Genomic DNA, 13,118 nt, shown 5'->3' with positions numbered 1-13,118 from the left:
TTTAAAATAAGGGAGAAATTGAGTGTGAAGGCCTAGTAATGCTACTATGTTTTCAGTGTGAGAAATAGTAAAAACTTTAGCAGTTGCTTTGAAATATTCATTGAACATATAATTAATTACAAGCGTTATAATCAAATAATTTATCAAACTTTAAAACTAAGGTTTCTTCATTAGTGAGTTCATTTTTATCTATATTTTTTATAACAATGAAAATATATTTATCATTAAAATAACGAATTTCATATTTAGTATCTGGATATTTCTCCTGAATAAAGCACTTGATATATTTGTTGTTTGTAAAACCCTTAGGCTGAGTCAAGGTAGCTTTATACATGTAAAAAAGAATAACAATAAAAAAAGAGCATAGCACAACTATTAATCGATTTCCTTTTATTTTCTTGAATATCGTGTTTCGAGACAAATCTTTTGATTTAGATGGTTTTCCATTTATATATGAAGCTATTCTAAAATATAGGACAAAATATATAGTCAGTATTGCACATGAAATTATTAAAATCCATAAATGACTTAATAAAGCTTTTGCTGGTTGGCTAAAAAGAAGAATTCCCCCTGTAATTAATAATATTAAAGTAAACAAAATAAAAAACTTACTCAGCCCACTTATAGTAACATTTCTGATTCTTTGAATGGGTGTTACTCCTTTGTTTATTTCGGTTTTATCTAAGATTATAAGGAATGGATAGAATAAATATGCAACTAAACTTATAAGAGACAATAGAAAAACAAAAAGCAAACCATCTGAAATTACCTGTGTTATAGAAAAGAACCTGATATAATAAGTAGAAATTAAAGCTAATTCAAAAACCTGAGTAAGTCCTCCTAATAATGTAAAAATGAAAATGAAAAGAATTTGATAATCTTTATATTCATTAATAAAATCTTTTATTTTTTTATGTGTCATAAAATTAGTTCGTTACCAAACAAATATATCATTTCTCTTCTCAATGCTTTTTATTTAAACCTAATCTTTGTTTCTTTTACTATAATCTCTGTTTTATTCTCAGTCTTTTTAATTAACCCTATTTTACGTGCTATTAGAACTTGATTAAAGATTCCTACACAGACACCATCCTATTGCTATGAAAATATTTCAGCCCCAATTAGTTTCATGTCACTAGAGTATACCGAATAAACGTTATTCTTATTCGCCTTGTTTTGGTCTATGTTTGTAATTCAATAATTATAAAATAAGCGCGTTTTAAAAGCTGGACATGAATGCGAACGCTCGAATTTATATTATAACAGCATTTGTGCCATTACAATCCATTATAGAGAATTCAAGTTCACTTATTGTTTCTAAGCCAGTAAGTTTACGACCACTTTAACCATCATGTCTTTATCGTTAGGGTGGCTTTGCGCTATCATTACGATAAGGGCAACTACGGTAGTATCTGCCACTATTTTTTTGCCATTTGGTTTATTCAATAAATGATTACACTCTAAAAACCATACACAAAAATTAAGGCAGCTATACTCTTATTACCGTCTGTAAACGAGTGGTTTTTGACTACAAAATAAAGCAAATGCTCCGCTTTTTCTTCAGTAGTTGTATACAGGTCTACCCCTTTAAAAGTTTATGTTTAAATTATTTATTTCTATTCAGAACACTAATTACTAAACGTGTTACCATTTGCATTTCTTCTGGTTTGCTAGAAGCTATGAATAATGTTAAACTGGCTAATGTATCATTACTAATTATGGGTTGCTGCTCACTATTAAACAACATGCTGTTTTGTTGTAAAAACTTTAAAAAACAAGCCGCTGCGATACGCTTGTTGCCATCTACAAACGAGTGGTTTTTTACTACAAAATATAAAAGCATGGTTGCTTTTTCTTCTAAACTTGGGTAAAAATCATCGGCTCCAAACCCTTTTCCTATTTGCGCCACGGAACTCTCGAAACTCTTATCTTTTTCTTTTCCAAAAACATCCGAATCGAACTCCGTTAGCATTTGGTTAATTATTTCCTGATAATCATTTAAACTTGGGTAATTGGCTTCTTTTGTAGTTAAACCTTTAGCATCTAGCTCTTCATGATCATAATCATCTAACAAGCTTAAACCTTTAGCAAAGGTTTCTAAAATTATAGTGTCTGATGCTTTATCTTCTATAGCTTTACTTACTGTTCTGGTTAGAATATGAATCCCGTCTTTTAGTAACTTTACCTCTTGTTCCTTTTGTTCTAAACGTTTTTGGTTTATAGTATAGCCTTGAACCAAATGATCTTTTAAGGTTTGAGTTGCCCAAATACGGAATTGTGTGCCTTGTTTTGACTTTACTCTATAACCCACAGATATGATAACATCTAAATTATAGTATTTAACGTTTTTAGATTGTGTTTTTCCTTTAATAGCGCCATGTTGTGTGGTGTGTCGGAAATCCCGACATACCATATCTTCCATTAACTCTCCTTCTTTAAAGATGTTATTAATATGCTCTGTTATGGTCGTCCTTCCTTTATTAAAGAGTTCGGCCATTTGCGCTTGTGTAAGCCAAACCATTTCTTCCTCAAATTGCACATTAATTTGAGTAGAGCCATCTTGAGCTTGATAAATTTCTATTTGATTTTTAATCTCCATAAATTTTCAACTATCGCAAGATATGCGACAGTTACTTTCTAATAATTATTAAGCAACGTTACCGTTGTATTCGTTCCTATATTCTTTAACTATACTACTATTGATACGCCTAACGTCGGTAGTATTAATGTCTATTTTTTGCGCTGTTTTAAATTGGTTGATTACCAAGCGCATTACCATTCTTTCTACATAACTTTCGTTTTCTAAACGCTTAGCGTTTTGCTGAATTTCTGCAACTACAGCTACTTTTAGAACTTTTAAAGTGTCACACAATTTGCGTTCACTATCGGTTAACGGGTCTTTTTCCATTAATCGTTTATGAATGCTTTCATATTTAGCATCGTAATCATATTTCGCTTTCAGTGAGAGATTTTCGAGGGGATTTCTATCATTATTTAAAGATATCTATTTACTACAAAAGTAGTATCAATACTTACAACCAAATATCATAAAAAGAAATAACACCCCTATGTGGAAAACCGCAGTTTTGAAATTAATTTATAAAATAATGGAGAAATTGAGCGTAAAAACCCAGTTAATTCTACTATATCTTAATTGTGTAAAAATAGCAAAAACTTTAGCAGTTGCTTTAAAGTATTCATTGAACATCAAATAGCTATTTATACTACATTTTATTGTTTTTAAGCCAGTAGGTTTACGACCACTTTAACCATCATGTCTTTATCGTTAGGGTGGCTTTGCGCTATCATTACGGTAAGGGCTACTACCGTGGTATCTGCCACAATTTTTCACCATTTTTAGCATACAGTAAATGGTTACGTTCCAAGAACCATACAAAAATAAAGGCAGCTATACGTTTGTTATCCTCTGTAGATTACGCCTAGATTACAATGCGTTTTTTATATTTTTTTTCCATCTATAGCAGTTGTCGCATATTTTGCAACAACTGAATTTTTAATCGTTACCCATTTTCATCAAGATAGAAGAAATCTGTCACAGTAGCGATTGATGTTAAAAATTTAGATGACACATTACTAAAACTACTTACAAAAACTAGTAAGAATAAATTTAAAAATATGCTCTTTATCATAACTTAAATTATACTTGTTATCGGAACTTATTATTTTTTTTCTCAAATTTATATCTACCTAGTAAATTTAGTTAGAATGAACTAAAACGCGACAAACCAGCGCAACGTTTATAGCGCTTCTAAAACAGCCATTAGTCTATGATTGAGGTATAGTTTCTCTTTACCTACCTTTTCAGAAATTAGAAATCCAGCATCTTCTAATGCTATCAAATAATTCCCGACCGTTTTTGGGGTTCCTAGTTTTTCATCAATTAAAAATTGTCGTTTGGTATAGGGCAATCTAAATAATATTTCTACAAGCTCTTTTGTGTAGACATTCGGCAGGGTTTCTTTTATTTCAGTAGTCATTATTTGCATCAAATCGGTTACATCTTTCAAACGTTGTAATCCTTTTTTAGCAGTGAATTCTACCATTTCTAACATATAGAGTATCCAAGATTCCCAATCATTATTTTCAGTAACCCCACGCAATTTCTTATAATAGTCGGCTTTATTTTTTATGATATACTCGCTTAAATATATAGCAGGAGTATCAAGCAATTTTGCAAGCTTAAGATAAAGTAGGAGTAAGATACGACCCGTTCTACCATTACCGTCACTAAAAGGGTGTATAGCCTCAAATTGATAATGCATTAAAGCCATTTTTATTAATGGATCTATAGTATCTTCTACGTTTATAAAGGCTTCAAGGTTGGCCATTTTCTCTCTGATAACAGCTGCTCCTGTGGGTGGGGTATAAATTGTTTCTCCTTTGGCATTTTTTTAATGCAATCCCAGGAGTTGTTCTTATGCTTGCCGTATTTTTTTTTATACTCTGTACTATTTCAATACATAAGTTTGTAGAAATAAAAGGATGTTTTTCTATATCTTCTAATCCATTCCACAAAGCTTGTTTATAGCTAATTACTTCTTTTGTAGCAGGGTTATCATTTTTTTTGTCTGCCACTAATGATTTATACAAATCATCATTGGTCGTAATAATGTTCTCTATTTCAGACCTTGCTTTGGCTTCTTGTAAATGAATGGTATCTAAAAACAAAATTGGATTTGGTAAATTAGTGAGCATACCATTTAATTGTGCTAATGCTCTACTTGCAATTATTGTTTTACGTAAAACTCTAATGGTTTCTAAGCTATCCTTTGGAGGAAGCACAGGAAGATCATTATAGGGTATATTTCTATTGAATTTTGTCATTTTATACAAGGGTAACAGTTACGTTTGTATTGTAAACGAGTGTACATATATGTAAAATTTACACTCGTTTTTTGTTTAGATGTAAAGTTTACACTCGTATAATTATATCGTCTAATCCTATTGTATTTTTTATTGAAAGTATTCACGTTAAATAGTATAAAATTAGATAATTGCAAATCTTATAAAAAGAAATAATCGTTAAAAATAATAGCCAAACTGTTTTAGAAAAAGCACCTTTATTTAGATTTAGTTACCAGCACTGCTAAATGGAAAAGTGTTTTAGCGCCGTATTTTTTCTTAATCATTTTTATTTTCTTTTCAATAGACGATACGGAACTAGGTGCCAACCCATTTTCTACAAAATAGGCTGATATCTCGGGAGTGATATAGCCTTTTGATAATAATTGAATAATCTTTTTATCTATGTTTACCATAATGAATCAAGCATTTATGCTATAAATTTAATTAAAAGTTATGGGGAAATACCCAGGAGCTTCTATAATTATAGAAAACTATAGGTATATGTGCATCTAAAAACTCAATTTTTACAAAAAAGGAGACTTGAATAGGCTTAAAACTTTTCCCGTTAGTCTCGCTTACAATTCAATTACCTCTAAACAACTGATAAATAGCGCTACAGAACTCACAAAGCCTATACAAATTCATATTTCTAGTTAGTATCATAACTGCTTCTTATTGCACTGTTTGGTACTTCCGAACAATTGTTATCGTATTTAATTTGCCTTCTTTAAAAACAGAAATACTATATTTTGTCTTAAAAGCAGTTTAAAATCGCCTTAAAGCAAGTATAAATTAGTGTATGTTGTACTAAAATACATGTCTAATTCTTGACAATAAAACCTCCTATACATTTGTAAAAAGTATGGAGTTGAAGTAAATAAATACAGCATTAAGATGCACGTTAACTCCCCTACTCCAGATTGCGTAACCATGGTATACTAATACAAAATAAATGGAGTTATACCCTTAGGAATAATTGGCAAACTGAAAATGTAGAATGATCATGATTCTCTGATGTTTTCATAGTGCACAGGGAGCATACCCAAATCTATCACCCATAGGTTTTAGGATCACAGCACCCAATATTTTTATAATAACCAGAATACCACAACTGAATCCATATCAAAAATTACACACACCAATGAAAAAAGTATTTTTAATCATTATAATAGGTTTTTTTGCTATACCCCTATTTTCAAATGCTAGTAAAAATGAATCTCTACCGTCCGCTTCAACTGTATTCGCAACATACACTCTTAGCATTAATGCTACACATGGCTCGGTTATAAAATTAATTAATAATGAGGAATCTACGCTAACATCTTTCGAGGAAGGAGAAACCGTAAGGCTAATTACCCGACCTGCTGCAGGATATAAATTTTCTCACTGGACCGGAGATGCTACAGGAAAAAGACTTATTGCAGATGTGCTTATGACCAGTAATAAAACAGTCACTGCTGTTTTTGAAAAATGGGTGCCCGCTGCTGGGATCCCTGTTCCTGAATTCGGAATTTTTGAAACCTATCGGATGTATGATGCTGTTGCGAATCGTAATACGGCACTTACCTATAGTCAGAATGCAGAAGGAGGCTATTATACCCATTACATAGACAATACAGACCCTAATGCTACCGATTCTAGTAATAAATATGGTACTGCCGCCAAACCGAGAATTTCCTTACCTAGTGCAACAGACACTCCTGAAGGATCAGTGATAGAATTTCATGGCGTTACCTATGAGAGAGGACATACGGTTCTTAAACTAACAGGTACAGTAGCAATGCCCATATTTATTCGAGGTGCATCAGAAAATGAACGGGTAGAAATTACGAGCAGTGCTTTTTATCTAAATAGTGAATATGTGATCATGGAGAATTTAAAAATGAGCTTAACGGTTCGTTCGTATACCGAAAAAAAAGCACACCATGTTGCTATTAGAAATTTTGAAGCAAAAACATTATCTGCAGTTTCTTACAATGAAGGTGCCTCTGCCGATAATGTAGTTTTTTATGGTAATTATGTTAATCGTGATCAATTTGATCCTGCAGACGGAGATTTTGACGAGGATGATGGTATGGGAATTGGTATCAATGGCCGCTCTAATGGGGTATGGATTATAGATAATATCATCACAAGAGCTGGTGGTGATGCTGTAGGAAATGGCCATGCAGCAAATTATACCGCAAAAAATTATTATGTGGGAAGAAATATAATGTATACCTGCGGAGAAAATGCTGTGGATATAAAAGAGGTAGATAAAGTAATTGTTTCAGAAAATGTAATGTTCAACTATGAAGGTTGGTCTTCTGGTAGTGACGGTGCTGGGGTAGTAATGCATTATGGACCTAACGTTTCGCCTAAAAATGTATGGTTGATTAACAATGAGATATTTGATTGTAATTCTTCCGCTATTCAAGTAGGTGGAGATCAAGTTTATGATGTCTATTTAATTGGAAACTTAATACATGATATTCATAACGCATCTCATACTGCCAAAGGGTATATTTCTTGGTCTAGTCAAAAAGTTTATATGATAAATAATACTTTTTACGATCTAGATAATGGAATAAATTCTAATGTTAATAATGCTAACGCAGCATTATATGCTGCTAACAATATTATTTCTAATATAAGTGAAAATGGCTATCATATGTCTATTAGCGGCTCATCTACTATGGCTAATTCGGTTTTTGAGAATAACCTTTTTTATCAGCCAGATGGTGCTGTTAAGATTAATTGGGGGTCTAACTCTTATAACGTAGCGGAGTTTATGACCAATACAGGCAAAGGTGCTGGGAGTATGGAAGAAGACCCGTTGTTTATCTACCCAGAAAAGATTGATTTTAGACTACAAGCAGCTTCACCCGCGATAGATGCTGGAATGGTACATGCTACGTACCAACTATTTGAAACTAATTATGGTTTGAGCATAAAAATTGATGCTAATGGGGTTATAAAACCAAATGCTGGTTCTTGGGATATTGGTGCTTATGAGTTTAATTCTTCCTCGAGTGATCCTACCATTAATACCGATGAACTTATCGCTCTTATTACTTCATCACAAACGGCAATTGCAGCGGTTACTATTGGTGATGCAGATGGCGAATATACAAAAGGCGTAGTAGCTGCAGCCAATACTGCAGTGGCAGCGGCCGAAGCATCACGTGATCATGCTACCACCCAAAACGAAGTAGATAGGGCTACTGCAGATCTTGCGGCAGCCATGGCTTTGTTTGTTACCAATAGTTCTAATGAAGGTATTTATATGTACCCAAATCCTGTAAAGGATGACTTAATAGTACAAAATATTTCTGATGTCATTAATATTTCAATATTCAGTACTTCGGGTAGTTTAATTAAAAGTATGGCTACGGCTGGTGATACAATGACGATAGATCTATCTGATTTGAGTACAGGCGTTTATTTTATTAAATTTCATGCGATGAATGGCGTAAGCGCAAAAACGATTATTAAACAGTAGGTTTTAAAGGATGAAGTAGCTTCTTTAAGAGTTTATTTCTCTTAAAAAGAGAAGTCATACATTTATACTCAAAACATTCGTTAAGAATGAATTATAACGCTTTCATATAAAAATAGAGTTGAATTTTTTTAGAAAATTACTTGGTTTAGGCCCCAAAGAACTTGTGAATGTAAGACCAAGAGCTAATCCTTCTCAAACAAAAAGAAAAGAAAGCATCGTTGATGTATCTGATATTGAACATAGAAAAATATATCCTACGGTACTATCACAAAAAACAAAATCGTTTGATTTGGTAAATGAACTTGTTGCAATTATGCATGAAAGGGAAGGCCTTTTTGCTCCGATTGCAATTGGTCATGTTATGGTCGATGAAAAGGATGTAGAAGATGGTGAACCCGCAATTTATCAAGTGCGGACTTCAAACAAAAATGAAGAGGATTATAAAGAGCTAAGATTGACTGGTGAAATAAATTTAGATGCTCTTGAAATCCCTTTTATTGATTGGAATTATTCAGATAATAAACTAAATTTCCAGGTGCTATCTTGTGCTATATCTCAATTTTCTTCCGAAAAAATACTAAGTAAAAAACACCTGCAAGAAGCTCATAAGAAGTTAGGTGTAGACGAATTACTGGTCTCTATTCCTAGAAAAGGGTTAATCTTTGTGTGTTCAAAAAATATTTCTGATGAAGATTTTGGCGATTTTTTAAACATGCATAGCGGGATTGTACTACAAGAAAATGAAGCTTTAGAATTTCTTTGTGAAGATCTATTTGTGGTAAAAAATGGCGAAATAGAAAATATTGTAGGCGTACCTCAATTATCAGAAATGCTTAAAGAAAAAAGGTGATTTTTCAGTTATACGTTTAGTACATTAAAGCATTGAAATAGTATCCTTTTAATTCCTGAATTAAATATAGCTTAGTGCTACAATTCATTTTACAGTGATAAATCATACTACATGAAAATTTATGGAATTAGTGGACTTGGAGCAGATGAAAGGGTTTTTAACTACTTAACGCTTGACCAGGAATTAGTCCCCATTGAATGGATTACCCCTAAAAAAAAGGAATCTATTGTAGCCTATGCCAAACGGTTAATTAAAAAATATGGTATTGGAGAGGAGCCTAATTTTGGAATTTTAGGAGTAAGTTTTGGCGGACTTATAGCAACAGAGATTAGTAAAATAACGAATCCAAAATTTACAATTTTAATTTCTAGCATTGAGACTAGGAGAGAATTAAGTGTTATTCTAAAAATAGTTGGAAGAACCAAACTAATATCATTCGTCCCAAAAAAATTATTGAATCCACCTAAGGCCATTGCTTATTATATGTTCGGAACTGATCAGAAAGAGTTATTAGCGTCTATCCTTGATGAAACGGATTTGAACTTTACCAAATGGGCCCTTAGAGAATTGCTCCATTGGAAAAATCAAACGACAGTACCTAACTTAATTAAAATAGGAGGCTCAAAAGACAAACTACTTCCTCCAAAAGGAGAAAATACTCTTGTAATTAAAAATGGCGCGCATTTCATGATCGTTGACAAAGCAGAAGAGATTAGTCTCTTAATAAATGACGAAATAAAAAAAATACTACGCCAAAACCAATGAAGTACTGTGGTATTTGATAATAAACTCAAAGCTTTTATAGCTGTATAAAGTCGATTTTTTTTTGCAAAGAAAAAAGACGAAATTTAAGCTTACAAAATTTAAGTTTCAACATATATAAAGTTCATCTCTATGGAACAAAAAATAGCTATTAAGGATTTCATCGCTACTATTTCTGAACATTTTGAAGCAGTACAACACTTAGCTCCTTGGGATATAACGAATAACTTAAAAGCAATTATCGAGGAAATACTACCGAAATTAGGTGCGGATTTTACTATAGCAGACGGAATTGCTATTCATAAAACTACTGTTATAGAAACCGGTGTTACGATTAAAAGTCCATTTATTGCAATGGAAAACTGCCACCTGGGAGCAAACTCCTATTTTCGCGAGGGTGTTTTTTTAGATAGGTCTGTAAAAATAGGGCCATGTTCTGAAATAAAAAGTAGCATTATAGGTACTAAAACTGCCATAGCGCATTTAAATTATATTGGCAATAGCATCATAGGAGAACAGGTTAATTTTGAGGCAGGCTCCATTGCGGCTAACCATTATAATGAAAGAGAAGACAAAACAATTTGGGTTACCTATCATGATGCTATCATAGCTACTGGCGTCGAAAAATTCGGAGCATTAGTGGGCGATAATTCTAGAATTGGTGCAAACGGAGTTTTATCTCCCGGAACTATTCTTAAGAAAAACGCTATTGTAAAAAGATTAGAGCTCATTGAGCAACTGAAACAGAAATAAAATAAATTTCAATAAAAGCTACAGGTTTAGTTAGTAACAAAAAAGTGATGTCTTGTACCTATCCCTTGTAGAAATAGGAGCGGTACGTGAACAAATAAACATTTAAAACGATACCATGCAAAAAGCCTTTATTATTTTTTCTTTTTTAGTACTCCCCTATGTATACGGACAAGAAAATAAAGCGTCTGAAATAATTATAGGCATTGGAATATTGCACGTAAATACAACCTATCCTATTTATCTTTATAAAGGCATAAATGACACGCTTCCTTTCGCTGATATAGTATTTAAAAAGCACAAATCTGGAACTACTACAATAAGCACCGCATTGGATTTAAAACCCAATTCAATATCAGAAGGAGGCACTCATAAAGCGGATAGGAAACTTATAAAATCTGGGTTAGCACCAACATCCAAGCAATTAAATTTTATCGTTACAGAGGCCTCTGAATATTATTTTAAGGTTGTCACCAATAAAGAAACAAACGAAGCTTTCTTTATAAAAAGAGAAAAGCAGCATGTTTATTATAAGACGAAGGGCGCGCTTTTTCAAAATAGTTGTTCAAATTGTGCTGATTCGAACTACAATCCAAGGTGGTTTATTTTTGAAACTTGGGAACGCTATCTTAAAAGAGTACACTATATAGAAAAACCTAACTTAATACTTTATGACAAACCAAATGGAGACATCATATTTAAAAATAATGACCATAGCTTTTTACCTTTTAATGTGGTGGAAGTTAAGGGCGACTGGATCAAACTAAAAAAAGCAACCGGTAGAGAAAATATGTTTGATGCATCAGAAAATTATGACGGTTGGACTCAATGGAAAAACGGGAATGAAATACTTATTACCATAATTGAAAGTATGTTTATTTAATAGGTATAATTAACATCTTTTCACCGGTATGGCATACTTGTTAAGGTAGTAAAGAACTCCTATTTATTTATACATAAACAAACATAAGGACCATAAAACCGAATAGAAGAATAATACCGCCATAGGGAAATCGGTTTAAAAACAAAAAAACACCTTATCTGAAAAAGGGACCGATTACAATTAAATATTTTGTTTTTAATCCAAAATACTAGGCAAAACTACCGTGCTATGCATCACAAAAAAAATACTTTTAAAAATGGCTAAAAAAAGAAAAACTCTTCCTAAAATTTTTGAAGATTTAATTAAGGCTAAAGATATAGAAAACCTTAAAAAAATATTTGATACGTGCGAAATTGAGGCCAGAGGTGGTTACGCTAAAGCTACCGCGCTTAGCACCTATTATATTCCTAATGAACTGGTTCGTTGGTTAGTAGAAAAAGGAGCAGATATAGATGCTGTAGATATTTATGGTTGTACAGCACTTCATAGACATGCAAGTTTTCACAGTGGTGATATTACCGTATTTTTAGAATTAGGAGCAACGATTAATGCACCAAACAATAACGGTGAGACCCCACTTCATTATGCCGCAGGAGGCGGATTTAATAGTATTAATGTAAAAAAATTACTTGAGCATGGTGCTACTCCAAATGTTTTGAATAAAGCTGGGCAAACGCCATTTGATTATGCGTTAAAAAGAGCAAATAATATCAACCTCATAAAATTAGCTGAAATCTCAAAGATATTTCTTGAAATAAATGCTACAATAACGCAGACGATGAAAGATTCTATTCATCAGTTAGGTATAAATTTTGAATTTCATAGAGCGAATTTTAGCAAAGAATTTCTACCTGAAACCGATAAAGCTTTAAACACACTTTATGAACTGTTTGATGTTACCCCTATTCATAAACGCATACTGCATGATGGCATTTCTATCATTACTGTTCAGCATACTACTTGGCAAAAGCAATATGAAGAATTATGGGATTTTTTAATTCCATCAAGCGGAAGTGCTAAAACAATACAAGGAGAAGTTGTTCGTATTTCGGGAAAAGTTAGGGATGAAATATATAGAAATGGTGGTGGAAATTGGGATATTGATTTTAAAAAAATGTTAGCCATCTTCTTCGACTATTTATCCATAGGTATTTCATTACCTAATGATGAACTTAAAAAAACAGCGATTCTTATAAAAGATATTCGTAAAAATGGAGATGCAGAGATTGATGATCTTAATTATTTATGTGAATTAGCCACAAAATGGGTATTACTTAATCCAAATCCAATTGTACTAGAGAAACCAAAGTATAAAAGGTAACAAAAAATTACAACCAAGATTACTCCTTCGTACTACGGACTTTGAGATATCCTAAGTGATCTGATTGCTATAATTAATATAGACAAAACCTTGAATTAAGAAGCCTCGATATTACTCGGATATGAAGAAAATTATTTTTTTATTAAATAACTTATTAAATAACTGGAATCTACTATAAGCATCCTGTCCTATTCACTCAGATTTC

Annotated in this window: 14 protein-coding genes; 6 read left to right on the top strand and 8 right to left on the bottom strand. The window is 32.4% G+C overall.

The window, feature by feature from the left end:
• Positions 1-112 precede the first annotated feature (112 nt).
• The 8 genes from CELAL_RS17965 to CELAL_RS17940 all read right to left on the bottom strand — a co-directional run bounded on the left by CELAL_RS17965 (position 113) and on the right by CELAL_RS17940 (position 5,279).
• Positions 113-922, bottom strand: a complete 810-nt coding sequence (locus CELAL_RS17965; RefSeq protein ID WP_013552313.1) for a hypothetical protein — start codon at positions 920-922, stop codon at positions 113-115.
• Positions 923-1,317: 395 nt separating this feature from the next.
• Positions 1,318-1,446: a hypothetical protein gene (locus tag CELAL_RS22740; RefSeq protein ID WP_262481801.1), complete on the bottom strand. Its 129-nt coding sequence runs from the start codon at positions 1,444-1,446 to the stop codon at positions 1,318-1,320.
• A 14-nt stretch (positions 1,447-1,460) separates the two neighbouring features.
• Entirely contained in the window at positions 1,461-1,544 is an 84-nt protein-coding gene (locus tag CELAL_RS22885) for a hypothetical protein (protein WP_407636754.1), read from the bottom strand.
• A 62-nt stretch (positions 1,545-1,606) separates the two neighbouring features.
• Positions 1,607-2,599, bottom strand: coding sequence for a virulence protein RhuM/Fic/DOC family protein (rhuM, locus tag CELAL_RS17955; RefSeq protein ID WP_013552311.1), 993 nt, complete (start codon positions 2,597-2,599; stop codon positions 1,607-1,609).
• Positions 2,600-2,647: 48 nt separating this feature from the next.
• Complete coding sequence (locus tag CELAL_RS17950) at positions 2,648-2,908, bottom strand: PTS sugar transporter subunit IIB (protein ID WP_041557798.1); 261 nt, start codon at positions 2,906-2,908, stop codon at positions 2,648-2,650.
• An 850-nt stretch (positions 2,909-3,758) separates the two neighbouring features.
• A complete protein-coding gene (locus tag CELAL_RS22670; RefSeq protein WP_245529653.1) occupies positions 3,759-4,349 on the bottom strand; it encodes a Fic family protein in 591 nt (196 codons plus the stop codon).
• Positions 4,336-4,845 carry a Fic/DOC family N-terminal domain-containing protein gene (locus CELAL_RS22665; protein WP_245529651.1) on the bottom strand — a complete coding sequence of 170 codons (510 nt, stop codon included), beginning with the start codon at positions 4,843-4,845 and terminating at the stop codon, positions 4,336-4,338. Before CELAL_RS22665 ends, CELAL_RS22670 begins: the two co-directional genes overlap by 14 nt.
• 236 nt (positions 4,846-5,081) lie before the next feature.
• Complete coding sequence (locus tag CELAL_RS17940; RefSeq protein ID WP_013552309.1) at positions 5,082-5,279, bottom strand: hypothetical protein; 198 nt, start codon at positions 5,277-5,279, stop codon at positions 5,082-5,084.
• Positions 5,280-6,007: 728 nt separating this feature from the next.
• Between CELAL_RS17940 and CELAL_RS17935 the strand changes: the two genes are divergently transcribed.
• From CELAL_RS17935 to CELAL_RS17910, 6 genes are all read left to right on the top strand, one after another.
• On the top strand, positions 6,008-8,347 hold the full coding sequence (locus CELAL_RS17935; RefSeq protein ID WP_013552308.1) for a T9SS type A sorting domain-containing protein: 2,340 nt from the start codon (positions 6,008-6,010) through the stop codon (positions 8,345-8,347).
• A 118-nt stretch (positions 8,348-8,465) separates the two neighbouring features.
• Positions 8,466-9,197, top strand: a complete 732-nt coding sequence (locus CELAL_RS17930) for a hypothetical protein (RefSeq protein WP_013552307.1) — start codon at positions 8,466-8,468, stop codon at positions 9,195-9,197.
• 111 nt (positions 9,198-9,308) lie between these two features.
• Positions 9,309-9,962: an alpha/beta hydrolase gene (locus CELAL_RS17925; protein ID WP_013552306.1), complete on the top strand. Its 654-nt coding sequence runs from the start codon at positions 9,309-9,311 to the stop codon at positions 9,960-9,962.
• A gap of 129 nt (positions 9,963-10,091) precedes the next feature.
• The gene (locus tag CELAL_RS17920; protein WP_013552305.1) at positions 10,092-10,712 is read left to right on the top strand and encodes a DapH/DapD/GlmU-related protein; all 621 of its coding nucleotides are present in this window, start codon (positions 10,092-10,094) and stop codon (positions 10,710-10,712) included.
• Positions 10,713-10,827: 115 nt separating this feature from the next.
• Complete coding sequence (locus CELAL_RS17915) at positions 10,828-11,592, top strand: hypothetical protein (RefSeq protein WP_013552304.1); 765 nt, start codon at positions 10,828-10,830, stop codon at positions 11,590-11,592.
• A 256-nt stretch (positions 11,593-11,848) separates the two neighbouring features.
• Positions 11,849-12,913: an ankyrin repeat domain-containing protein gene (locus tag CELAL_RS17910; protein ID WP_013552303.1), complete on the top strand. Its 1,065-nt coding sequence runs from the start codon at positions 11,849-11,851 to the stop codon at positions 12,911-12,913.
• Positions 12,914-13,118: the final 205 nt, after the last annotated feature.

The sequence above is a fragment of the Cellulophaga algicola DSM 14237 genome (genome assembly GCF_000186265.1).
In the GTDB taxonomy this organism is placed as follows: domain Bacteria; phylum Bacteroidota; class Bacteroidia; order Flavobacteriales; family Flavobacteriaceae; genus Cellulophaga; species Cellulophaga algicola.
Note: the sequence above shows the minus strand (reverse complement) of the source record. Positions and strands in the feature narration are given on the sequence as shown.